Source organism: Mycobacterium lentiflavum (assembly GCF_022374895.2).
In the GTDB taxonomy this organism is placed as follows: domain Bacteria; phylum Actinomycetota; class Actinomycetes; order Mycobacteriales; family Mycobacteriaceae; genus Mycobacterium; species Mycobacterium lentiflavum.
Genome location: NZ_CP092423.2, coordinates 3,494,144 through 3,516,717, shown reverse-complemented (window position 1 = coordinate 3,516,717; position 22,574 = coordinate 3,494,144). Strand labels below are relative to the sequence as shown.

The following is a 22,574-nucleotide window of genomic DNA, read 5'->3' as shown; positions in this document are numbered from 1 at the left end:
GCTAGTCCTTCTGGTAGAGCGCCTCGATATCGGAGGCGAACTTCTCGGCCACGACTTTGCGCTTGAGCTTCATCGTCGGGGTCAGCTCGCCGGTGTCCTCGGTGAAGTCGACCGGCAGGATGCGGAACTTGCGGATCGACTCGGCATGCGACACCGACAGGTTGGCCTGCTTGACCGCGGCGTCGATCTCGGCAACCAGGTCGGGATCGGTGGCCAGATCGCCGACGGACGGTCCCTCGCCCTTGCCGTTGCGCTGCTTCCAGCCGTCGAAGGCCTCGGGGTCAATCGTGATCAGTGCTGCGACAAAGGGTTTGGCGTCCCCGACCACCATCGCCTGGCTGATCAACGGGTGTGCACGCAGTTGGTCTTCCAGCACCGCGGGGGCGACGTTCTTGCCGCCGGCGGTGACGATGATCTCCTTCTTACGGCCGGTGATCTTCAGGAAACCGTCCTCGTCGAGCGCGCCGAGGTCGCCGGTCTTGAACCAGCCGTCGGCGAACGCCTCGGCGGTGGCCTGCTCGTTGCGCCAGTAGCCGCTGAACACCACGCCGCCGCGCACCAACAGCTCGCCGTCGTCGGCGATGCGCATGCTGTTGCCCGGCAACAACGTTCCGACGGTCCCGACCTTGACCCTGCCCACCTGGTTGACCGTGATCGCCGAGCTGGTCTCGGTCAGGCCGTAGCCCTCGTGGATGGTCAGGCCCACGCCCCGGTAGAAGTGCCCCAGCCGGGCACCCAGCGGTGCGCCGCCGGACACCGACGCGTGGCAGTCGCCGCCCAGCGCAGCGCGCAGCTTGTAGTAGACCAGCCGGTCGAACAGCGCGTGCTTGGCGCGCAGCAGCAGCCCGGGCCCGCCAGTGTCCTGCGCCTCGCTCCAGTCGACCGCGGTTTGCACGGCGCGGGCGAAGATCGGCCCCTTGCCGTCGTTGGCGGCGTTTTGCTCGGCCGTGTTGTACACCTTCTCGAACACCCGCGGCACCGACACCACCACGGTCGGCTTGAACACCGCAAACATCGGCAGCAGGTTCTTGATGTCGGCGGTGAACCCGCAAGTCACCTTGTTGGCGAACGCGGACAGCGTCAGCGCCCGGGCCAGCACATGGGCCAGCGGCAGGAAGATCAGCAGCCGTTGCCCCTCGTGCAGCAGGGTCGGCAGGCACTCCTTGGCACCCCGGGTTTCGTAGAGCAGGTTGGAATGCGTGAGCTGGCACCCTTTGGGACGTCCGGTGGTCCCCGACGTATAGATCAGTGTCGCGGGATGCTCCGAGCGCAACGCCGCCTGCCGGGCGGTCAGTTCGTCGGGGTCGACCGACGCGCTGGCCTCGACGAGCTGGTCGAGCGCCTTGGGGCCCGACCCGTCGATGTGCAGCACCCGGCGCAGGGCGGGCAGTTCGCCGGTGAGCTCGGTGACCGTCGCGGCGTGCGCGTCGGTCTCGGCGAACGCCACCACGGCTTCGGAGTCCTTCAGCACCCAGCGCACCTGCTCGGCCGAGGAGGTCTCGTAGATCGGGACGGTGACGGCGCCGATCGACAGGATGGCCAGGTCGAGGATCGCCCACTCGTAGCGGGTAGCCGAGAAGATCGACACCCGGTCGCCGGCTTGCACGCCCAGCGAGATCAGTCCCAGTGCCGCGGAACGAATCTGCTGGGCGGCCTCGGCGCACGTGACGTCGGTCCACACCCCATCGACCTGACGTTGATAGATGACAAAGCTGGGGTCGTCGCGCTCGTGCTCGAAGACCATGGCCGCGATGTTGTCGTGCTCGCCGACGGAGAAGCGGGCAGGAACGCTGTACTCACGCACTCTTTTGACTCCGATTGATCGGGTGACCGGTGGCCGGCTTGCTGTAACTCAGACTAATCGCGGTATTCGCACAGCAACCAAGCAGTCGGTTGGGCGGCGCGGCCGGGTGCGTACGGTTGCGGCGTGCCCTCGACGGCGTGCGGCGGATATCGATATGTGAAGCTGACAGCATGCACAGCATCCAGATCGCGGACCAGACGTACGTCGCCGCCGACGGCGCACTGGTCGGCGCGGCGATCGGCGATCGGGCGTGCTGGCGACGGTGGTGGCCGGATCTGCGGCTGCAGGTCGTCGAGGACCGTGCCGAAAAAGGAATCCGCTGGGCGGTCACCGGGGCGCTGACCGGCACCATGGAGGTGTGGCTGGAGCCCGTACCGGACGGGCTGGACGGGGTGGTGCTGCACTACTTCGTGCACGCCGAACCCACTGGCGTGGCGGCCCACGAGCTGGCCAAACTGAACTTAGCGAAGATGACGCACCGCCGTCGGGTGGCGGGCAAGAAGATGGCTTTCGAGGTCAAGACGACACTGGAACGGTCACGACCGGTCGGTGTTTCTCCGGTAGTTTAACTCCGGTCAAGGTTCGCCCGGAGAGTACCGTTTCGGTCCGAAGGCGGGGTACTACCGGAGATGACCGGAGGTGGACCCCCTTGCGGGAGAGAAGGTAGCGGCCAGGTGGCGGAAAAGACGACCCAGACGATTCACATCGACGCCGACCCCGGCACAGTGCTGCAGGTGATCGCCGACATCGATTCGTACCCGGACTGGATCTCCGAGTACAAGGAAGCCGAGGTGCAGGAGCGCGGGGCCGACGGCTACCCGAAGACCGTGCGCTTCGTGATGGACGCCGGCGTCATCAAGGACACCATGGTGATGTCCTACCACTGGCCGGCCGACCACAAGTCGCTGAGCTGGACGCTGGTCTCCAGTTCGCTGCTGCGCTCCCTCGAAGGGTCATATCGGTTGGCGGCCAAGGATTCTGGGACAGATGTCACCTACGAACTCTCGGTCGACCTGGCCATCCCGATGATCGGGTTGCTCAAGCGCAAGGCCGAGCGAAGGCTGACCGACACCGCATTAAAGGACCTGAAGAAACGAGTCGAGGCTGAGTGAGTCCGTTTCACCCACCCCGCCCGCCTCGGAGTCTGTTTCCACGCCTTCTTCCAATTCCAGGGCCCGGATCAGTCTCTTCGTTGGGAAGGGTGGGGTAGGAAAATCCACCCTCGCTGCTGCCACCGCGGTCTGTGACGCGATCGAGGGGCAGCGCGTGCTGGTGGTCTCAACCGACCAGGCGCACTCGCTGGGCGACGTGCTCGGCATCCCCGTGCCGCCGAGCGGACACGGCGAACCGGTTCGGGTGCTTGCCGACCTGGAAACCGGGGGAGCCGCCAAGACGGGCAGCGGATTCCTCGACGCGATGGCGCTCGACACCCTGGCTCTGCTCGAGGCCCGCTGGCACGAGGTGGTCACTGCCCTGGATCGGCGGTTCCCCGACTCCGAGTTGAGCAGTATTGCGCCCGAGGAACTCTCGGCGTTGCCGGGCATCCAGGAGGTGCTCGGCCTGCACGCGGTCGGCGAGTTCGCGGCGTCGGGAAGATGGGATCGCGTCGTCGTGGACTGCGCCTCGACCGCGGACGCGCTGCGCATGCTGACCCTGCCCGCCACCTTCGGGCTCTACGTCGAGCGCGCCTGGCCTCGCCATCGCCGACTGTCGATCACCGCCGACGACGCCCGCTCGGCCGCGGTGGTGGAGCTCATCGAACGCATCAGCTCCAGCGTCGAGCGGCTCAGCGCACTGCTCACCGACGGCGATCTGGTCAGCGCGCACCTGGTGCTGACGCCCGAACGAGTGGTGGCCGCCGAGGCGGTCCGGACGCTGGGCTCGTTGTCGCTAATGGGGGTTCGTGTCGAGGAGCTGATCATCAATCAGGTTCTGGTCGAGGATGAGTCCTACGAGTACCGCAACCTGCCCGAGCATCCGGCGTTCTACTGGTACGGCGAGCGCATCAGTGAGCAGCGCGCGGTACTCGAGGAGCTCGATGCCACGATCGGTGACGTGGCGCTCGTGATGACCCCGCACTTGGCGGGCGAGCCGATCGGCCCCAAAGCGCTGGGCGGATTGCTTGACAGCGCCCGGCTACGGCGTGGAGCCGCCCCACCAGGACCGTTGCGTCCTATTGTGGATCTCGAATCGGGGTCGGGACTTGGGTCGATCTACCGGATGCGGCTAACGTTGCCCCAGCTCGACCCCGGATCGCTGTCGCTGGGCCGGGTGGACGACGACCTGATCATCAGTGCCGGCGGGTTGCGGCGCCGGGTTCGGTTGGCGTCGGTACTACGGCGGTGCACGGTGCTCGACGCGCATCTGCGGGGCGGTGAGCTGACAGTTCGTTTTCGACCAGATCCGGAGGTGTGGCCTAGGTGAGTAAGCCGCACCCCGATATCGGCCCGGAACTCCGCAAACTCGCCGAGGCGATTCTGAACGGAATCGACCCCGCCGTGCGCATGGCTGCCGCGATGACGGCGGGCAACGGCGTCGGCACGGGCAAGTGCCAGCAGATCTGGTGTCCGGTGTGCGCGCTGGCCGCCTTGGCGTCCGGCGACCAGCACCCCCTGCTGACCGTGATCGCCGATCACAGCATCGCACTGCTGGAGGTGATCCGCGCGATCGTCAATGACGTCAATGACATCGACCGGTCTTCGGGATCCCCACCGCAACCGCCTCCGGACGGTTCGCCCGGCGGGGGAGTGCCGGCCGAGGACCCCCGCGCCCACGAGGCCGGCGGGCGGACTCGCTACCAGCCCATCCCAGTCACAATCGAAGAGTGATCCTCAGGGTTTGAAAGTGGTCCCCTCCGTCGCGGATGGGTACAGTTGGCGCAGAACATCGGCGGGTTTCGGGCGAGAGGGAGGGCCATGGCGTACTGGCTATTCAAGTACATCCTCCTGGGCCCGCTGCTGCAATTACTTGGCCGGCCGAAAGTCGAAGGCCTGCAATATGTTCCGAGCACGGGTCCGGCGATCCTGGCCAGTAACCACCTCGCGGTGATGGACAGCTTCTTTTTGCCGCTGGTGGTGCGGCGACGCATCACCTTCCTGGCGAAGTCCGAATATTTCACCGGCACCGGAATCAAAGGCTGGTTCAGCCGCTGGTTTTTCACCGCCGTCGGCCAGGTGCCGATTGACCGGACCAACGCCGACGCCGCCCAGGCCGCGCTGCAAACCGCTCAGCGGTTGCTGGGCGAGGGCAAGTTGATGGGCATGTACCCGGAAGGCACCCGTTCGCCCGACGGCAGGCTCTACAAGGGCAAGACCGGCCTGGCCAGACTGGCGCTGGAGACCGGCGTGCCGGTGATTCCGGTCGCCATGATCGGCACCGACGTCGTCAACCCGCCGGGCACCACGATGCTGCGCTTCGGCAAGGTGACGGTCCGGTTCGGTAAGCCGATGGACTTCTCCCGATTCGAGGGCCTGGCCGGTAACCGGTTCATCGAGCGGGCCGTCGCCGACGAGGTCATCTACGAGCTGATGGGTCTGTCCGGCCAGGAGTACGTCGACGTTTACGCCTCGACCGTCAAGAACCGCAGCAACGGCTCGAACGGTCAGGGACCGGACGACGAGGCCACGCGGATCCCCGAGACCGCTGTCGGCTAGGTCGCGACGTTCGCGTCGCGCAGCAGCTGAGGGCCGGCGCCGGAATCGGTGCGCCCGCGCGCATCCCGAACCGCGACCCGGCTGGTCACCGTGAGTCCGACCGTGACGAGCACGGCCAGCGCCCACCACACGTAGCCCATCCCGAGCAGCTGACGCCACCAGTTGGCGGTCTCCTCATGGTGTTTGGGCATCAACTCAATCGGTGTCCAGTCGATGTACATCAGGGCGACTCCGGCCAGCGTCACGACCGCCAGCGCGATGTTGCGGCGCCGCCAGCCCAGGATCGTGGTCACCAGCAGCGTCGGCAGCACCCATACCCAGTGGTGTGACCACGACACCGGCGACACCATCAGTCCGAACAGGGCCACGCAGATGACCGCAAGCGCCGTCTCACCGGCCTGCAACACCCGTCGCATCGCCCAGATGGTCAGGGCCAGCACGGCCAGGCACAGGACCACCCAGAGCAGGAAACGCAGGTGCTCGGAAAGCCCGATGCGGGCCAGCGCACCCGCGATGTTCTGGTCGGTGTTCAGCGCCGCGGAGCCGATCCGGTCGGTGTGGTGCACGGTGTGTGTCCAGTACTCCCACGAGTCGTCCCAGGCCAGGATGAACCCGACCAGCGTCCAAATCGCGAAAGACGTCATGGCCGTCAGGGCGGCGCGCAAGTCGCGGCGTACCAGGAAATACAGCAGGAACACCGCCGGGGTGAGTTTGAGCGCCATGCCCAGCCCCAGCAGCAGCCCGCGTGGCCAGGGCGTGCGGCGCGGTACGCAGTCGGCGATGACCAGGGTCATCAGCACGACGTTGATCTGGCCGAACGCGAAGTTCGAGGCGATGGGTTCCAGCCAGATCGAGGAGGGCGCCACCACGACGACGGCCAGCCACCAGCGGCGCAGCCAGGCCGGCCCGGGCACCAGCGCCGAGGTGTTCCACACGTCGAGGCGGGTCAGCACGATGACCGTCGAGACGATCAGCAGCACCAGGGTCAGCGCCGTGATCGCGACGCTGGCCGCCGGCATGTGCAACCAGGCGAACGGGCAGAACACGATCGCGGCCAGCGGGGGGTAGGTGAACGGCAAATTCAGCCCGATCGGTGTGTGGAACAACACGTCACCGCGGTACAGCGGACGCCCGTCCAGCCAGGTCTGGCCGCCCATTTGATAGATGTCGATGTCGATGCGATACGGCGTGTGCGCGAACAAGCCCCAGGCCGCATAGCCCAGGGCCGCCGCGGCCAGCAGCCACAACAAGCCCCACAACAACGCCCGCCCCGGTCGGCTGCCCACAACGGGCGCCTGCGAATTATTCATCTCGCACCACAGCGTAATCGGTGTCGACGGCCGCGATGTCTCGCAGCGCGGCTCCCGCGTTGCCAGCAGGTGCGGGCGTAGGTTGCAAACGTGTTGGGATGGTTCACGCCCAGAGTGGCCCACTGGTTCTCGCACGACATCGTCGACGGCGGTCGGCTTCCCCTGCTCTGCTGCCTGGTCGCCTTCATCTTGACCTTCTTCGTCACCCGGACGTTCGTGCGCTTCATCCGGCACCGCGTTGCGTCTGGGCGCCCGGCCAGATGGTGGCAACCGCGCAACGTCCACGTCGGGGGAGTGCACATCCACCACGTGGCGTTCGGGGTGGTGTTGGTGATGATTTCCGGAGTGGCGCTGGTGACGTTGTCCGTCAACGGGCAAGAGCCCGAAAACACGGTGTCCGCAGTATTTTTCGGTATCGGTGCGGCGTTGGTACTCGACGAGTACGCGCTGATCCTGCACCTGTCCGATGTCTACTGGGAAGAGGACGGCCGCACCTCGGTGGACGCGGTGTTCGCCGCCGCGGCGGTGGCCGGATTGCTGATCATGGGGCTGCACCCATTGACGTTCTTCTTTCCTTTTTGGCACGGCACCGACTCGTTCGTCTGGCATGCCGCGGTGCTCGCGACGATGGTGATGACGCTGCCGCTGGCGGTGGTGGTGGTGCTCAAGGGCAAGGTGTGGACCGGCCTGCTCGGCATGTTCATCGTGGTCTTGCTGGTGATCGGGGCGATCCGGCTGTCGCGTCCGCACGCGCCGTGGGCGCGCTGGCGATACACCACGCAGCCGGTCAAGATGCGGCGCGCGCTGCAGCGGGAACGCAAATGGCGCCGGCCCGTAGTGCAGGCCAAGCTGTGGTTGCAGTGCGCGATCGCCGGCACGCCGCGGCTGCCCGACGAACGCCTGGTCGACGCCCAGCTAGACCACGACGTCCATGCCGCACCGCCGCCCGAGGGGACCGAGCCCATCCTGATCGGCAGCTAGCCTTTCGGAGTGCGGTACTTCTACGACACCGAATTCATCGAGGACGGCCGCACCATCGAGCTGGTCTCGATCGGGGTTGTTGCCGAAGACGGCCGTGAGTACTACGCCGTGTCCACCGAATTCGATCCCGAGCGCGCCGGGGCCTGGGTGCGCGCCAACGTGCTGCCCAAACTGCCGCCGCCCGCCTCGCAGCTGTGGCGCTCGCGCAAGCAGATTCGCCGTGAACTGGAAGAGTTCTTCGGCATCGCGGGTGGACAGGCCGCCGAGCCGATCGAGCTGTGGGCCTGGGTGGCCGCCTACGACCACGTCGCGTTGTGCCAACTGTGGGGGCCGATGCCGGGACTGCCGAAGGCGATCCCGCGCTTCACCCGGGAGCTGCGCCAGCTTTGGGAGGACCGGGGATCGCCGCCGCTGCCGCCGCGGCACCGCGACGTCCACGATGCGCTGGTGGATGCCCGCGATCAGATGCGCCGATTCCGACTGATAGTCTCCGGCGACGATGCGGGTGCGGAAGCAACCCGTTAACCATTCCCAGCCGAGCTGCTGCGCACCTGCCGAATGGCATTAGCCCAGGCTGGCCACAGATATCATGGACCGATGAACTGGACCGTCGACATACCGATCGACCAGCTGCCGCCGCTGCCTCCGCTGCCCGCTGACCTGCGGACCCGGCTGGACGCTGCGCTGGCCAAGCCGGCTGCGCAGCAACCGGCCTGGCCCGACGAACAGGCCGCGGCGATGCGCACGGTCTTGGAGAGCGTTCCGCCGGTGACGGTGCCGTCCGAAATCGTGCGGCTGCAGGACCAACTCGCGCAGGTCGCCAAGGGCGAGGCATTCCTGCTGCAGGGCGGCGACTGCGCCGAGACGTTCGTCGACAACACCGAGCCGCACATTCGCGGCAACGTTCGCACCCTGCTGCAGATGGCGGTGGTGCTGACCTACGGCGCCAGCCTGCCGGTGGTCAAGGTGGCCCGCATCGCGGGTCAGTACGCCAAGCCCCGCTCGGCCGACATCGACGCGCTGGGCCTGAAGTCCTACCGCGGCGACATGATCAATGGCTTCGCCCCGGATGTCGCTGCGCGCGAGCACGACCCGTCGCGGCTGGTGCGCGCCTACGCCAACGCCAGCGCGGCGATGAACCTGATGCGGGCGCTGACATCGTCGGGGCTGGCTTCGCTGCACGGGGTGCACGACTGGAACCGGGAGTTCGTCCGGACCTCGCCGGCCGGTGCCCGTTACGAGGCGTTGGCGGCCGAGATCGACCGCGCGCTGAGCTTCATGAGCGCCTGCGGCGTAGCCGATCGCAATCTGCAAACCGCCGAGATCTACGCCAGCCACGAGGCTCTGGTGCTCGACTACGAGCGCGCGATGCTGCGGCTGTCGGAAAGTGAAGACGGCGACCCGCAGCTCTACGACCTGTCGGCGCACACGGTGTGGATCGGGGAGCGGACCCGCCAGCTCGACGGCGCGCATATCGCGTTCGCGGAGGTGATCGCGAACCCGATCGGCGTCAAGCTCGGCCCGACGATGACGCCCGAGCTGGCGATGGAATACGTCGAGCGCCTCGACCCGCACCACAAGCCGGGCCGGCTCACGCTGGTCAGCCGGATGGGCAACAACAAGGTCCGCGACCTGCTGCCGCCGATCATCGAGAAGGTGCAGGCCACCGGTCACCAGGTGATCTGGCAGTGCGACCCGATGCACGGCAACACCCATGAGTCGTCGACCGGCTATAAGACCCGTCACTTCGACCGCATCGTCGACGAGGTGCAGGGCTTCTTCGAGGTGCACCGCGCGCTGGGCACCCATCCCGGCGGCATTCACGTCGAGATCACCGGCGAGGACGTCACCGAGTGTTTGGGTGGCGCACAAGACATTTCGGACCACGACCTGGGCGGCCGGTACGAGACGGCGTGCGACCCGCGGCTGAACACTCAGCAGTCGCTGGAGTTGGCGTTCCTGGTCGCCGAGATGCTGCGGGACTGAGAGATATCGGTCCGGTCACGTCCGTCACAGCAGCACAGCGGGGGAGGCGGCGACCGATCCGCGAATCCGATATCGCCGGCGGTATCGCTTCTGAAGCATCCTTAATGGCCGGCTTTCGGTGGCCCCGGCACTGCGGTCGCTGTTATCGCGTCGCCGCCGTTTTCGTCCGGTCGATGGCGGTGCCGGCCCGCGACGAAGGCTCGGGCGGTGACGGTGTCCGCGAAACCCGGGCCCGCAAATTGCCCCAGACGATGCGTGGCAGCAGGGCGGGATCGTGGAGCCGCGACGGCGGGTCGATGAAGTGGGAAACCCGAAAGAAGCGTTCGGTCAGCACAACGTCGTGGGCGGCGGCGTTTAGTGCCGCTCTAGTCACCCAGCCTTGCAGCCGCGCCCGCCTGGAACTCCGGTCGCGAACCGGGGAAGTGACCCGCGACCTGGCTCTGTTTGCCGCCCACATCTCGCCGATGTAGCGCGCCGTTGCACCGAAATACCGGTGTGCCAGCGCAGCATCGCCAGCCAGCAGACAATCGCGCAACGTCAGCGCTTGGAGCGCGGCGATTGTCATGCCCTGGCCGTAGGTCGGGTCGGGGGCGCACAATGCGTCGCCGAGAACCACCAAACCCGATGGGAATCGCGACATTTGGTCGTACCGGCGCCACACGGCGGCGGTGTGCTGATATGTCACGGCTTCCCCGATGGGGTGTGCCCGGCGTAGTCCTTCCACCAAGTCCGCGGGCAGGAAGGGCGCGGCCAGCGCGAGCATCGCGTCGTAATCGGTTGGCGGTTCGCCGGTTTCGGCCGGCTGGCCGATCGCCAGCATCCAGGTGTCATGTTCGTTGGCCAGCAACAGGCCGCCCGGTCGGTCGTCGCCTGGGTTGAACATCACCAGCCGCTGGGTGATCGATCCCGTGGGCATGCTCAGCTGTTGGCTCGCGTAGCTATACCTCGCGGCCATGCGGTGCTCGGTGGGCCGTTCGAAACCCAGCCTCTCCAAGAACGCCGGGGTACGTGCCGCCCGGCCCATCGCATCGACCACCAGGTCGGCGTCCAGCGTTGTCAGTAAACCGTTGTAACGCCGGATGATGCGAACGCCGTTGACGATATCGCCGGTGGTGAGCAGCTCGGACACGTCATGCCCGTCGAGGAAGGTCACGTTCGCGAGGGCCTTGACGCGGCGGCGCAGCTGAAACTCCATAAACGGCCTGCTCGCCATGTGCAGCGTCAGCGCGGCCGGATCGGCGAAGGTGCCTGCGCTTTTCAGCTGGTAACGCCCGAGGCGCACGTAGAAGTGCGACAGGTCACCGTCATCGACAACGACCGCCCCGGCCCGGGCCAGGTCGTCCAGCAGTCCGGGAAACAGCTCACCCAGTACCTGCAGGCCGCGGCTGTAGAAGTTGTGCGCGTGCCGCCCTTGGGGGATGCCCCGGCGATGACACGGATAGTCGGGCAACCTGTCCCGTTCGACCATGCTGACCGAATCGTAGAACTCTGAAAGCACCCGGGCGGCAAGCAAACCCGCCATTCCGGCACCCAGTACGACTGCGTGCTCGCCGAGCCGGTTCGGCGAGTCGACGCGATGCATTGTCGAACCCATGTAGCAGCACGCTACCCGAAAATTAAGAAAAATAAGAGAAACTTGAGATTACTTTAAGATTCGTGTCGCGACCGTGATGTCCCACCGATTACTGGCGCCCGGCCAGGGTCAGGGCTATTCTATGGCCGTTGAAAAAATATTCAATGGGCATTGAAATAGGCATGCTCGACCGCTGAAAGGGCCGTTGACATGGATTTTGCGTTGCTGCCTCCGGAGGTGAACTCCGGGCTGATGTATGCCGGTCCGGGGTCGGGGCCATTGCTGGAGGCCGCGGCGGGTTGGGACGCGCTGGCCGCCCAGCTGGAGTCGACGGCCAGCGGTTATGCGGCGCAGCTGGCCGGATTGACCGGTCAGGCGTGGTCTGGCCCCTCGTCGCTGTTGATGAGCGCGGCGGCCACGCCGTATGTGGAGTGGTTGTCTACTGCCGCTGCTCAGGCCGCGCAGACCGGGGCCCAGGCCTCCGCGGCGGCGGCGGCTTACGAGGCGGCGTTCGCGATGACGGTGCCTCCACCGGTGATCGCGGCGAACCGAGCACAGCTGATCGCGCTGGTCGCCACCAACTTCTTCGGGCAGAACACCCCGGCGATCGCGGCCACCGAAGCGCAGTACATGCAGATGTGGGTTCAGGACGCCACCGCCATGTACGGCTATGCGGCCGACTCCGAAATCGCCAGCACCCTGACCTCCTTTGACGACCCACCACAAACCACCAACCCCGTCGGGCAAGGCGCCCAGACCCAGGCCCAGACAATGGCGCAGACGACCGAGGACGCGACCAGCGCCACACAGCAGGTGGCCACGAGCAATGCCACGATGCACACGCTGAGCTCCGCCACCACCGACACCGTCGGGCCTGTTGCTCCGGACCAGACGGTGACGGCCCCGCCGGGCAGCACCATCACCCTCGGTACCAACACGGGCATGTTGATCAACAGTGGCGAGATCACAGTCACCGGCCCTGGCACTAACCTCATCACCTACGGCTCGGTAATTGTGAACCCCGGCAGCACAATTCACACGATCATCGACTGCTCCGCCGACGGTGTTCTGATTCCGGGAGGCGTTGACTTCACTGCCGGGGCCAACCCCGTCGTGCTGACTCCCGGGTCCTTCCAGGAGGTCCTGGTCGCCCTGGTCAACGGCTCTGCCACCCTGCCCGGTGTCGCCGGGGGGCAGGCCGCCATCCTGACCTTCGCAAACACCGCCACCGCCATCGTCGGCCCCGCGGGCGCGTCCATCACCAACGCGTTCGGTACGGTCACCATCGCCTCCGTCACCCCGATCGCGCCGAGTTCGTCGAGCGCGGTGGGGGCCGCCCCGGTGAGCGGGCTGGCCGCGCCGGGCCTGGCGGGCACCGCAGCCATTCAGCCGCAGCTCAATGCGGACGGGCTGCTGGAGTGGGCTCAGACGGTTGCCAGTTGAAGGTAGACGAATCGTGGTGCACCCGAAGGGTCTGGGCGACATGGATTTTGCGTTGCTGCCTCCGGAGGTGAACTCCGGGTTGATGTATGCCGGTCCGGGGTCGGGGCCATTGCTGGAGGCCGCGGCGGGTTGGGACGCGCTGGCCGCCCAGCTGGAGTCGACGGCCAGCGGTTATGCGGCGCAGCTGGCCGGATTGACCGGTCAGGCGTGGTCTGGCCCCTCGTCGCTGTTGATGAGCGCGGCGGCCACGCCGTATGTGGAGTGGTTGTCTACTGCCGCTGCTCAGGCCGCGCAGACCGGGGCCCAGGCCTCCGCGGCGGCGGCGGCTTACGAGGCGGCGTTCGCGATGACGGTGCCTCCACCGGTGATCGCGGCGAACCGAGCACAGCTGATCGCGCTGGTCGCCACCAACTTCTTCGGGCAGAACACGCCGGCGATCGCGGCCACCGAAGCGCAGTACATGCAGATGTGGGTTCAGGACGCCACCGCCATGTACGGCTATGCGGCCGACTCCGAAATCGCCAGCACCCTGGCCTCCTTTGACGACCCACCGCAGACCACGAACGAGGCGGGACAGGGTGACCAATCCAGCGCGGTGGCCCAGGCCGCCGCCAACACCAGCGCCCGCACCCAATCACTGGCGCAACTCAGCGCACAAACCAGCTCCCAGCAACTCACCACGACCGCCAGCGCCGGCGACCCCGTCCTCCCTGCTGGTAGCACCGCCAACGTCGCGCCCGGCGGAGCCGTCCTGACCACCGGCGTCACCGCCACCGCCAGCAACGGCTACCCGGTCGCATTCGCTGCAAATTCCGAGTTCTTTGCCGTCACCCAGGTGACCGTCACCGTCAACATCAACGGCGGACTACCCTTTACCTTCGCCGCCGGCACCGATGTTTCCCTTGGCGTTCCGGGCGTCGTCGACAGCGGAACCTTCACTGTCCTTTCTGGCTCCTCAGGCGTCGCTGGCACTTTCACCGTCCCGAGCGGGTCCATCACCGCGGTCGGCGCCGGCACCAACGTCACCCTCGCCAGCGGCTCCGTCATCGTCGTCAACACCGGCACGATCATCACCGGCCCCACCGTGGCGCCGGTCGCCGCCACCTCGTCCGGCGCGGCGGGAGCGGTGCCCGTGTTAGCCGGGCTGAGCAGCACACCAGGTCTGGCGGGTACCGCAGGAATTCAGCCTCAGCTCAACGTGGATGGGCTGTTGGAGAGGGCTCAAATCGCGTCCGGCTGAGAGCCGGCATGGTGGATCTAGTGACGGTCAGCCCCGACGCGAGGTGGTCAGCGGGTACAGGCGTTCACCCACCAGGTGGCACCCGGTAGGTGAACGCCCGATCGATATTGGGTCATGGCGGCGCAGCGCCAGAGGTTGGCTGTTCCTGTATTACGAAGTGCTGCTTAGGTATTCGGCGCTATGCGCCATTACCCCGCGGCAACCCCGAGTGGTGGTTCCACGCTGGCCGCCGGAACACATCCGGTCGCTGTTACGGCGGTAAACGCGAGGATCGTCGCAACGACGATCTTGGTGGCTAGACCTGACATGACGACTCCGTTCATTTGACCCCCCTGTCAGAACTCTAGATCGAAAATAGCATTTTTTCAATACGCATTGAAATACGAGAAGCTTGCAGGCATAGTTGCTACGCGGACGGGGTGATCGGCCGCGCAGTACCGGCGTTGAGGTGAACAAGTACCTTGGGGCGCATCGGCGCTCGGTCTGCGGTGTGGATCGCCTGCCGAGCGCAGGCATCGGCGGGCTGTCGCTGCTGTCCGAGCGCCCGAGACAGACACGGCCACGGGATGCGTCCAGGTGGCGACGGTGAACGAGGAAGGTAGTCACTTGACGTCTAAGGTTCCGCCGGTCAAGGTTGCGCGAGCCGTCGAGCGGGTCCGCGAGCAGCTGTCGCGGCTGCGTCAACGTTCGGCTCCGCCTGCGGCGGTGATGATGGAACTGATCTTGAATGCGTGGGTTGCTCAGGCGATCGCGTGCGCAGCGGATCTGGGCGTGGCGGACGCCTTGGCCAACGGCCCGCTATCCGGCGAGCAGTTGGCAGACCGGGTCGGCGCCGAACCCGACGCGCTGCGGCGGCTCCTGCGCGCATTGATCGGCATCGGGATTTTCAGCCAGCGCAAGGACGGGCGTTACGTGCTCAGCCCCCTCGCGGAAACACTGCGCACCGACGCGCCCGTGTCCATGGCGGGCATGGCGCGGTGGGTCGGATCGCCGCAGCACCGGGAGCATTGGAGCCACCTGACCGATGCGGTCCGGACCGGGAACCCGGTGCTTCCGGAGCTTCGCGGCAAGCCGGCCTTCGAGTACCTGGCCGACGAAGCCGAGCTGGGCGCGATTTTCAACTCCGCCATGACCAACGTGTCCGAATTCGCGACCGTGCCCCTGACCGCGGCCTACGACTTCGGCGCGTTCGGCACGATCGTCGATGTCGGCGGCGGACACGGTCGCCTGCTGGCGGCGATCCTTCAGACCGCTCCGAATTCGCGCGGCGTGCTGTTCGATCTTCCGGAGGTCGTGGCGGGCGCCCCGGAGTTGTTTCGCAAGTACGGTGTCGACGGCCGCGTCCGGATCGACGAGGGTTCCTTCTTCGATTCCGCGCCGGCGGGCGGCGACGCCTATGTGCTCAAGAACGTCATACACGACTGGCCCGAGGAAGACGCGGTCCGCATCCTGAAGAACGTCCGCGCCGCGGCCCCCGCCGGCGCGCGACTGTTGCTCTGCGAGTTCGTCATTCCCGACCACGACCGGGATTTCCATGGCAAGTGGGTGGACATCGAAATGCTCGTCGTCGCCGGCGCGCGCGAACGCACCGCGGACGAGTACCGCCGGCTATTCGATCAGGCCGGTTTCCGGTTGAACCGGGTCGTCGAAACCGTGTCGCCGCTCAGCATCATCGAGGCGACCGCGGTGTAGCCGGGGTGGCTGCGCGCGGCTTCGCCTTCTTTCGCGGCGACTTGGCAGGCAGTTGCGCGGGCTCCAGTCCCAGCTCCGCGGCGGGCGCGGTCAAGAACCGGTGCACCGCAGGCCCCAGCAACCTGACGACGTCGTCAACCCCGAGCGACGACAGCGGCGGCACCCGCATGATGTAGCGCAACATCGCGGTGCCGACGAGGTTGGTCGCGGCCAGCGTCGCGCGCAGTCGTGCTTCGTCGCCACCGCCCATGGCACCGGACACCGCGGTCAGCAGATAGTCGTGCAGGAAGACGCGGAACGCTTGGTTGGCATCGCTGTTCGACGTCGCCGACTGCACCATCGAGGCCATACTCGCGGCCGTCTCGGGTTGCTCCCAGATACTGAGGTAGGCCCGCACCACGCGGTAGCCCAAGTCGTCGTCCTTCTCGGCGACCACGGTCGTCAGCAGGTCGGCCGGCAGTACCAACTTCATCGACTCGCGAAACAACTCCGCCTTCGAGCCGAACAGATAGAGGATCATCGACGGATCGACTTGCGCATCGTCGGCAATCGCCCGCAGCGGCGTCTTGTCGTACCCGTTGATGGCGAACTGGCGCTTTGCCGCGCGCAGTACCGTGTCGCGCGATACCGGCTCGCCTTGACGTCTGCCTCGTCGCTTCGTCGTTTCCCCAGGTGAGGGCACGGGCGAACCATATCATTTCAACCGCTATTGAAAAGCTCATTCAGCAGCGCAAGGCCGCGCGTCGCCACTCACAGCAGGCCGCTCAGGTTGCTGCCCAGCGTCCATCCGGCCGTCGCGGCCAGGCCGGTCAGCGCCAGCACCAGCGCCACCCAGATCAGCACCATACGGCGGCCATTCTGACGTGCCACCGCGAATTCGCTCAGCGGGATGCCGGCGAATTCGCCTGCCACGGGCTGATATTCGTAATCGTCTTCGGGTTCGGAGTCGGCCTCGTTGCGGGGCTCCGGTTCCGGCCAGTCGCCGGGTCCGCGGGTCAGCGCACGGGTGGGCTGGCGGATTGGCGCCTGCGGTGGCGCCGCCGGGGGCCGCTGCTCGCTGCGCCGGCCGTGGTGCAGTGCCGCCGAGCGGTGCTGGGCGGAATTGCGCGGCGCCGGCACCCGGAAGTCGGGCAGGTCCAGCTCCTCGGCAATCGCCTCCACGTCGGCGAGCATCTCGATCGCGTCGGCGTAGCGCTGCGCGGGATCGCGCGCGGTCGCGCACGCCACGAAGTCGTCGAATTGCGGTGGCACGCCCTCGATCACGCTGCCGGGACGCGGCACGTCGTGGTCCAGCCGCTGGTAGGCGACCGACAGCGGGGAGTCGCCGGTGAACGGCGCAGCGCCGGTCAGCAGCTCGTACGTGACGATTCCGGCGGAGTAGACATCGCTGCGCGGGCCGGCATTGCCGTCGCGCACCTGTTCGGGCGACAAGTAGGCGGCGGTGCCCAGAATGACGCTGGTCGAGGTGATTCCGGCGGCCGCGACCGCACGCACCAGCCCGAAATCGGCGATTTTGACGTCGCCATCGTCGGAGATCAGCACGTTCTCGGGCTTGACGTCGCGATGCACCAGCCCGGCGCGATGCGCGGCGGCCAGCCCGCCCAGCACCGGCCGCAGCACCGCCACCACGGCATGGGGTGGCATCGGGCCGCGTTCGGCCAGCAACTCGCGCAGGGTGCCGCCCTCGATCAGCTCCATCACCAGAAACGGGTGACGCGCGTCCAGGCCCTGGTCGTAGACGGCGACCAGCCCCGGGTTCTTCAGTCGGGCCACCGTGCGCGCCTCGAGCTGAAACCGATGAAGGAACTGGCTGTCACCGGCATAGCGCGAATCCATCACCTTCAGCGCGACCGGACGATCGAGCCGCACGTCGAGGCCGCGGTAGACCGTCGAGGTGCCGCCGCTGGCGATCTTGTCCTGGACCAGGTAGCGGCCATCCAGCAACGTGCTGTCCAACGGGTCGCCCGTCCCGGGTCTGGTCACGGGGCCATCGTAGGTGCGGGCCGGCGCATGGCGAGGAGAACATCCGCTCAAGGCGCCGCCGCACCCGACTAGCACGGCCTACACTTGCGCCGTGGGCAGTATTCCGGCCGGCGACGACGTTCTGGATCCCGACGAGCCAACCTACGACCTGCCCCGGGTCGCCGAATTGCTCGGCGTGCCGGTGAGCAAGGTGCAGCAGCAGCTGCGAGAAGGTCACCTACTTGCGGTGCGCCGCGCCGGCGGGGTGGTGATACCGCAGGTCTTCTTTACGAATTCCGGCGAGGTGGTCAAGAGCCTGCCGGGGTTGCTGACGATCCTGCACGACGGCGGCTATCACGAGACCGAGATCGTGCGCTGGCTGTTCACCCCCGATGCGTCGCTGACGGTGACGCGCGACGGCAGCAGGGATGCGCTCAGCAACGCTCGTCCCGTCGACGCGTTGCACGCCCATCAGGCCCGTGAGGTGGTGCGCCGGGCCCAGGCGATGGCGTACTAAAAGGCGTACTAAAAGGCGTACTAAAAGGCGTACTAAGCGGCCAGAGGTTCTTCGGCCTGCTCAGCGGGTGCTTCCGGGGCTCGGTACAGCGCCCGCCAGGCAATCAGCGCCGCCGCCGTGGCCATCGCGAAGTGCGTCCAGGAATACATCCCGTGCGATCCGTCGGGCTTGAAGATCACCATGGCCCAGGTCGAGAGCCCACCGATGACCGCGATCCACCGTCGCGACTGCGCCAGCGGGGAAGCCACCGCCAGCGGCCAGGAGTAGTACCACGGCAGGGCGGCCGGTACGAACAGCACCACGATCAACATTGACCACGCCATCCCGGTCAGCGCGCCCCGGTCGTCGCGGCGGTACCGCCACCACAGCAGGGGCAGGGACACCGCGATGATGAGGATGCCGATGAAGCGGGTGACGCGCAGCGTGGCATAGAAGTCGACCGGAACGAAACCGTTGACGGCCCAATGGATCACATTCGCAGCCGCGGTCGGCACGGTCAGCCAGTTGATGATCTTCACCGAGCCGGCCAGCGCGGTCAGCCAGCCCAGGCCGACGCCGGCCACCGCGGACAGGATGCCGAACACCGCGACGAAGATCAGCAGGCCCATCGCGGTGGCCACCGCGAACGCCCGCACCGGCTGATAGCCGCGTTGGTCGCGCAGGTGCCGCATCCACACCCAGACCAAAAACGGCAACGCCAGTGCGGCAGTGGCTTTGACCGCCACCGCGATCGTGACCAGGGTAATGCCCAGGGCGTGACGGCGTGCGAAGGTGAGCGCGATACCGGCGGTCATCAGACCTACCATCAGCATCTCGTTGTGCACCCCGCCCATCAGATGGATCAGCACCAGCGGGTTCAGCACACAGATCCACAATGCGGTCGCGCCGCTGGTGCCGATGTGGTGGGCCAGCCGGGGAGCGGCCCAGATCAACAGCGCCAAGCCGGGCAGCATGCACAACCGCAGCAGCATGGTGCCGAGGATCACATGATTTCCGGCCACCACCGTGACGAGCTTGGCAATGAGAATGAACACCGGACCATACGGCGCGGTGGTGATCGTCCAAATCGGGCTTACGTTGTCCAGCAACACATTCGGATTCGCCACCGGACCAACCGCGTAGGGATCGAAACCGTCGCGCAGCAGCGCACCCTGGGCCAGATAGGAATAGGTGTCGCGGCTGAACACCGGCACCGAGAGCAGCAGCGGTGCCAGCCAGAAGCCGGTGGTGGCGCGCATCATGAATTCGGTGGTTTCACCGGCCATCACGCGGCGGCCCAGCGCCAGCCACGCGATCAGCATCAGCGCCACGCCAGTCCACAGCAAGATCGACGACAGCACCAGACCGTGGCCAAATCGCAGCCAGGACATGTGGATTGACTCCAGCACGGGATCGTGCGGCTTGGTGCTTCCCGCCCCCAGTCCGCCGGCGGTGATCAGCAGTGAACCCAGGAAGCCCAGCTTCGCGGGGCGGGCCTGCGGCGCCGAAGCGAATTCCTTTAGCTCCGAAAGGCGCTGCGCAACAGATCGTTTCACCGTTGGCGTGCCGGTGTCCGGTGTGGTCATCGACTTAGGCGGACCGGTCGGTGGCCATTCTGGCCAGTTCGGAGAGTCCCGCCTTGGCGGCATCGCTGATGGGAGCGGCGGCGAGATCGGCCAGCGCCCGCTGGGTCAGCGTGGCGATCCGCTGCTCGGCCGCGGCAAGCGCGCCCACCGACTCGATCACGTCGCGCAGCTCGGCCACTTGCGGGTCGGTCAACGGCGCGCCGATCGAACTCCGTAACAGGTTGGCGGCCAAGGGGTTTGAATTGTCGGCTAACTCCATTGCCTCGGCCAGCAGCACCGTGCGCTTGCCGGAGCGCAGGTCGTCACCCGACGGCTTGCCTGTCACCCTCGGATCGCCGAATACTCCCAGCACGTCGTCGCGCAGCTGGAACGCCACGCCGAGGTCGGTCCCGAACCGCTGGAAGACGGCCTGCACGTCCGGGCGATCGGCGGCGACCGCGGCGCCGAGTTGCAGCGGTCGCGTCACCGTGTAACAGGCGGTCTTGAACGTGGCGACGTTCATCGGCGACGCGATCGACTCCGAGGCGCTGGCCTCCGCGACGATGTCTAGGTACTGGCCACCGAGCACCTCGGTGCGGATATCGGCCCAGATCCGCCGGACCCGGCGCTGCGTATCCGCAGGCAGGTCGGCCCCGAACACGATGTCGTCGGCCCAGGCCAGGGCGACGTCGCCGAGCAGGATGGCCGCCGAAATTCCGAACCGTTCTGCCGAGCCCCGCCACTGCCGGGCGCGGTGTGCCGCAGCGAAATGGACGTGCACCGTCGGACGGCCACGGCGGGTGGAGGAGTCGTCGATGACGTCGTCGTGCACCAATGCGCAGGCCTGCAGCAGCTCCAGCGCGGAAAACAGCAGCAGCACTTGCGTATCGGGTTCGGTGTCGGCCACCGCACGCCATCCCCAATACGCGAAGGCGGGACGCAGCCGTTTGCCCCCGTTGAGCACGAAGTCTTCGAGAGCGGAGATCAATGCGGTGTAGTCGGCGCCGATGTAGGCAGTCTCCGCACGCCGCTCGTGCAGGTACCGGCGAAGTTGCTCGCCGATCGCGCCGGTCAACTCGACGGTTGCCGCTTCTGCTGGGGTTTGCAGGCTCAGCGCGGCGCCCCTTTCTCCCTCGGCATGCCCTGGTGTCTGCTAGGCCCGACCAGTGTATTCGGCGTCATAGTGATCGGCGTCTCCCCATAACCACCGGTCCCCGCCAAGCCGGGCGGTAATTCGACGCCCCTATGCTGGCGAGGTGCGATTCGTCCGATGGATCCGATGGAAAGGAGCCGCGTGACTCTCAACACCGTCGCGCTCGAGCTGGTGCCGCCGAACGTGGACGAGGGTCGGGAGCGGGCGCTAGAGGAGGCGCGCAAGGTGCTGCGGTACTCCGCGGAGTCCGGTCTGACCGGCCGCATTCGTCATGTGATGATTCCGGGCATCATCGCCGAGGACGACGACCGGCCCATCGCGATGAAGCCAAAGTTCGACGTCCTGGACTTCTGGTCGGTGATCAAGCCCGAACTGCCGGGGATCAGCGGCCTCTGCACGCAGGTCACCGCGTTCTCAGACGAATCGACGCTGCGTGCGCGGCTCACGTCGCTCACCGACTCCGGCATGGAAGGCGTCGTGTTCGTCGGCGTCCCGCGCACCATGAACGACGGCGAGGGCTCCGGCGTCGCGCCGACCGACGCCCTGTCGATCTATCGCGACCTGGTGCCCAATCGCGGCGTGATCCTGATCCCGACCCGCGACGGTGAACACGGCCGGTTCAACTTCAAATGCGATCGGGGCGCCACCTACGGCATGACCCAGTTGCTGTATTCGGATGCGATCGTGGGCTTTTTGGCCGAGTTCGCCAAGACCACCGATCATCGGCCCGAGATCCTGCTGTCGTTCGGCTTCGTGCCGAAGATGGAGAACAAGACCGGCCTGATCAACTGGCTTATTCAGGACCCGGGCAACGCCGCGGTGGCCGCCGAGCAGGACTTCGTCAAGGAGCTGGCCGGCCGCGAACCGCCCCAGAAGCGCCAGATGATGCTCGACCTGTACAAGCGCGTGGTGGACGGCGTCGCCGAGCTCGGCTTTCCGCTGAGTGTCCACCTGGAGGCGACGTACGGGCTGTCCAGCCCGGCGTTTGCGACCTTCGCCGAGATGATCAACTACTGGGCGCCTGCCCAGCGCGTCTAGCTCGGCGGCTGATTGCCCGGCGTGGTGAACCGCTCGGAGCGGTCGCGGCTCATCCAGGCCAGGAGGGCGACCACGCCCGCGGCCGCGAACGAGGCGATGCCCAGCCATACCCCGGCGCCGGTGAAGGAACGGGTGTTGGGGTCGGTGTAGCGCGCCTGGGCGGTCATCGTGCTGACCACGCCCGGCTTGAGCTTCCACGACACCGCATCGGGATCGACGCGGTCGCCGTTGGTCGACGTCACGACCCCGGGAAAGGCGACGGTCAGCTCGACATCGGCATCCGGATCGGTCAGCGATGTCAGATCCGCGCGGCCTTCCAGGATCACCACGTTGCCGTTGCGGCGCAGTGACACATTCACGCCGGCCGCGTCGGAGTTCATGTTGGCCAGCTGCGGCAACTCGCCGAACGTTAGGTCCGAGAACACCGCCTGCGACCCGACGTAGCCGTCGCTGTCGTAGTTCGACACCGCGACCTTCTGGTTGAACGGCAGGTTGTTGGTGTCGAGCTGCGGGCCGGTGTCCTTCGGCGTCTTCGGTTTGGCTGCCGCGATGATCTCCCCGGACACCAGGTCGTCGGGCGAGATCGTCAGCGAGGCTCTGGCCCGCAGGCATCCGGTCGCCAGCGGGACCAGCAGCATCAGCATCGCGATGGCCAGCACGCGAGTGGATGCACGGGTT

Annotated in this window: 21 protein-coding genes; 13 read left to right on the top strand and 8 right to left on the bottom strand. The window is 66.8% G+C overall.

The features are described from left to right. Position 1: 1 nt before the first annotated feature. On the bottom strand, positions 2 to 1,804 hold the full coding sequence (locus MJO58_RS16415; protein WP_239720070.1) for an AMP-dependent synthetase/ligase: 1,803 nt from the start codon (positions 1,802 to 1,804) through the stop codon (positions 2 to 4). Between the two features lie 170 nt (positions 1,805 to 1,974). On the opposite strand from MJO58_RS16415, the gene MJO58_RS16410 reads away from it, so the two are divergent. The 5 genes from MJO58_RS16410 to MJO58_RS16390 all read left to right on the top strand — a co-directional run bounded on the left by MJO58_RS16410 (position 1,975) and on the right by MJO58_RS16390 (position 5,457). Beyond that, on the top strand, positions 1,975 to 2,373 hold the full coding sequence (locus MJO58_RS16410; protein WP_090603371.1) for a polyketide cyclase / dehydrase and lipid transport: 399 nt from the start codon (positions 1,975 to 1,977) through the stop codon (positions 2,371 to 2,373). Positions 2,374 to 2,478: 105 nt separating this feature from the next. Continuing rightward, the gene (locus MJO58_RS16405; RefSeq protein ID WP_090603368.1) at positions 2,479 to 2,916 is read left to right on the top strand and encodes an SRPBCC family protein; all 438 of its coding nucleotides are present in this window, start codon (positions 2,479 to 2,481) and stop codon (positions 2,914 to 2,916) included. 67 nt (positions 2,917 to 2,983) lie between these two features. Beyond that, positions 2,984 to 4,228, top strand: a complete 1,245-nt coding sequence (locus MJO58_RS16400; RefSeq protein WP_090603366.1) for an ArsA family ATPase — start codon at positions 2,984 to 2,986, stop codon at positions 4,226 to 4,228. Continuing rightward, a complete protein-coding gene (locus MJO58_RS16395) occupies positions 4,225 to 4,632 on the top strand; it encodes a hypothetical protein (protein ID WP_090603363.1) in 408 nt (135 codons plus the stop codon). The genes MJO58_RS16400 and MJO58_RS16395 overlap by 4 nt, the downstream gene beginning before the upstream one ends. Positions 4,633 to 4,719: 87 nt before the next feature. Then, positions 4,720 to 5,457 (top strand): lysophospholipid acyltransferase family protein, encoded by a 738-nt coding sequence (locus MJO58_RS16390; protein WP_090603361.1) that lies wholly within the window; start codon positions 4,720 to 4,722, stop codon positions 5,455 to 5,457. Here MJO58_RS16390 and MJO58_RS16385 read toward each other — a convergent pair. Then, positions 5,454 to 6,767, bottom strand: a complete 1,314-nt coding sequence (locus MJO58_RS16385) for a glycosyltransferase 87 family protein (RefSeq protein ID WP_239720069.1) — start codon at positions 6,765 to 6,767, stop codon at positions 5,454 to 5,456. The genes MJO58_RS16390 and MJO58_RS16385 overlap by 4 nt on opposite strands. Positions 6,768 to 6,881: 114 nt before the next feature. Here MJO58_RS16385 and MJO58_RS16380 point away from each other — a divergent pair, with 114 nt between their 5' ends. The 3 genes from MJO58_RS16380 (at position 6,882) to MJO58_RS16370 (ending at position 9,734) form a co-directional block, all read left to right on the top strand. Further along, on the top strand, positions 6,882 to 7,748 hold the full coding sequence (locus MJO58_RS16380; RefSeq protein ID WP_239723316.1) for a hypothetical protein: 867 nt from the start codon (positions 6,882 to 6,884) through the stop codon (positions 7,746 to 7,748). 9 nt (positions 7,749 to 7,757) lie between these two features. Then, the gene (locus MJO58_RS16375) at positions 7,758 to 8,273 is read left to right on the top strand and encodes a polyadenylate-specific 3'-exoribonuclease AS (protein WP_090603353.1); all 516 of its coding nucleotides are present in this window, start codon (positions 7,758 to 7,760) and stop codon (positions 8,271 to 8,273) included. A 72-nt stretch (positions 8,274 to 8,345) separates the two neighbouring features. Next, a complete protein-coding gene (locus MJO58_RS16370) occupies positions 8,346 to 9,734 on the top strand; it encodes a class II 3-deoxy-7-phosphoheptulonate synthase (protein WP_090603351.1) in 1,389 nt (462 codons plus the stop codon). A gap of 142 nt (positions 9,735 to 9,876) precedes the next feature. Here MJO58_RS16370 and MJO58_RS16365 read toward each other — a convergent pair whose 3' ends face one another. Next, positions 9,877 to 11,328, bottom strand: coding sequence for an FAD-dependent oxidoreductase (locus MJO58_RS16365; RefSeq protein ID WP_239720068.1), 1,452 nt, complete (start codon positions 11,326 to 11,328; stop codon positions 9,877 to 9,879). Positions 11,329 to 11,517: 189 nt separating this feature from the next. On the opposite strand from MJO58_RS16365, the gene MJO58_RS28740 reads away from it, so the two are divergent. The 3 genes from MJO58_RS28740 to MJO58_RS16350 all read left to right on the top strand — a co-directional run bounded on the left by MJO58_RS28740 (position 11,518) and on the right by MJO58_RS16350 (position 15,682). Further along, positions 11,518 to 12,750, top strand: a complete 1,233-nt coding sequence (locus tag MJO58_RS28740) for a PPE family protein (protein ID WP_276553171.1) — start codon at positions 11,518 to 11,520, stop codon at positions 12,748 to 12,750. Between the two features lie 40 nt (positions 12,751 to 12,790). Next, entirely contained in the window at positions 12,791 to 13,990 is a 1,200-nt protein-coding gene (locus MJO58_RS28735; protein WP_350355921.1) for a PPE family protein, read from the top strand. Between the two features lie 606 nt (positions 13,991 to 14,596). Further along, positions 14,597 to 15,682, top strand: coding sequence for an acetylserotonin O-methyltransferase (locus MJO58_RS16350; RefSeq protein WP_239720067.1), 1,086 nt, complete (start codon positions 14,597 to 14,599; stop codon positions 15,680 to 15,682). Here the strand turns inward: MJO58_RS16350 and MJO58_RS16345 are convergent. Both MJO58_RS16345 and MJO58_RS16340 read right to left on the bottom strand, forming a co-directional pair. Beyond that, on the bottom strand, positions 15,660 to 16,364 hold the full coding sequence (locus MJO58_RS16345; RefSeq protein ID WP_239720066.1) for a TetR/AcrR family transcriptional regulator: 705 nt from the start codon (positions 16,362 to 16,364) through the stop codon (positions 15,660 to 15,662). The two genes, MJO58_RS16350 and MJO58_RS16345, sit on opposite strands and share 23 nt — an antisense overlap. Before the next feature lie 68 nt (positions 16,365 to 16,432). Then, positions 16,433 to 17,665 (bottom strand): protein kinase domain-containing protein, encoded by a 1,233-nt coding sequence (locus MJO58_RS16340; RefSeq protein ID WP_175364448.1) that lies wholly within the window; start codon positions 17,663 to 17,665, stop codon positions 16,433 to 16,435. A gap of 91 nt (positions 17,666 to 17,756) precedes the next feature. Here MJO58_RS16340 and MJO58_RS16335 point away from each other — a divergent pair, with 91 nt between their 5' ends. Further along, on the top strand, positions 17,757 to 18,161 hold the full coding sequence (locus MJO58_RS16335) for an Rv2175c family DNA-binding protein (RefSeq protein WP_090603340.1): 405 nt from the start codon (positions 17,757 to 17,759) through the stop codon (positions 18,159 to 18,161). 32 nt (positions 18,162 to 18,193) lie between these two features. Here MJO58_RS16335 and MJO58_RS16330 read toward each other — a convergent pair whose 3' ends face one another. Next, positions 18,194 to 19,726 carry an alpha-(1->6)-mannopyranosyltransferase A gene (locus MJO58_RS16330; protein ID WP_090603337.1) on the bottom strand — a complete coding sequence of 511 codons (1,533 nt, stop codon included), beginning with the start codon at positions 19,724 to 19,726 and terminating at the stop codon, positions 18,194 to 18,196. Positions 19,727 to 19,730: 4 nt separating this feature from the next. Next, the gene (gene idsA2 / locus MJO58_RS16325; RefSeq protein ID WP_239720065.1) at positions 19,731 to 20,780 is read right to left on the bottom strand and encodes a bifunctional (2E,6E)-farnesyl/geranyl diphosphate synthase; all 1,050 of its coding nucleotides are present in this window, start codon (positions 20,778 to 20,780) and stop codon (positions 19,731 to 19,733) included. A 219-nt stretch (positions 20,781 to 20,999) separates the two neighbouring features. Here idsA2 and MJO58_RS16320 point away from each other — a divergent pair, with 219 nt between their 5' ends. Next, positions 21,000 to 21,896, top strand: coding sequence for a mycobacterial-type methylenetetrahydrofolate reductase (locus MJO58_RS16320; RefSeq protein WP_239720063.1), 897 nt, complete (start codon positions 21,000 to 21,002; stop codon positions 21,894 to 21,896). Here MJO58_RS16320 and lppM read toward each other — a convergent pair. Beyond that, on the bottom strand, positions 21,893 to 22,540 hold the full coding sequence (gene lppM / locus MJO58_RS16315) for a lipoprotein LppM (RefSeq protein ID WP_090609195.1): 648 nt from the start codon (positions 22,538 to 22,540) through the stop codon (positions 21,893 to 21,895). The genes MJO58_RS16320 and lppM overlap by 4 nt on opposite strands. Positions 22,541 to 22,574 lie beyond the last annotated feature (34 nt).

Bases quoted from the DNA above. Each gene is read 5' to 3' on its own strand.
- MJO58_RS16410 (WP_090603371.1), top strand. From the start codon at position 1,975: ATGCACAGCATCCAGATCGCGGACCAGACGTACGTCGCCGCCGACGGC.
- MJO58_RS16390 (WP_090603361.1), top strand. From the start codon at position 4,720: ATGGCGTACTGGCTATTCAAGTACATCCTCCTGGGCCCGCTGCTGCAA.
- MJO58_RS16385 (WP_239720069.1), bottom strand. From the start codon at position 6,767: ATGAATAATTCGCAGGCGCCCGTTGTGGGCAGCCGACCGGGGCGGGCG.
- MJO58_RS16370 (WP_090603351.1), top strand. From the start codon at position 8,346: ATGAACTGGACCGTCGACATACCGATCGACCAGCTGCCGCCGCTGCCT.
- MJO58_RS16365 (WP_239720068.1), bottom strand. From the start codon at position 11,328: ATGGGTTCGACAATGCATCGCGTCGACTCGCCGAACCGGCTCGGCGAG.
- MJO58_RS28740 (WP_276553171.1), top strand. From the start codon at position 11,518: ATGGATTTTGCGTTGCTGCCTCCGGAGGTGAACTCCGGGCTGATGTAT.
- MJO58_RS28735 (WP_350355921.1), top strand. From the start codon at position 12,791: ATGGATTTTGCGTTGCTGCCTCCGGAGGTGAACTCCGGGTTGATGTAT.
- MJO58_RS16330 (WP_090603337.1), bottom strand. From the start codon at position 19,726: ATGACCACACCGGACACCGGCACGCCAACGGTGAAACGATCTGTTGCG.
- lppM (WP_090609195.1), bottom strand. From the start codon at position 22,540: ATGCTGATGCTGCTGGTCCCGCTGGCGACCGGATGCCTGCGGGCCAGA.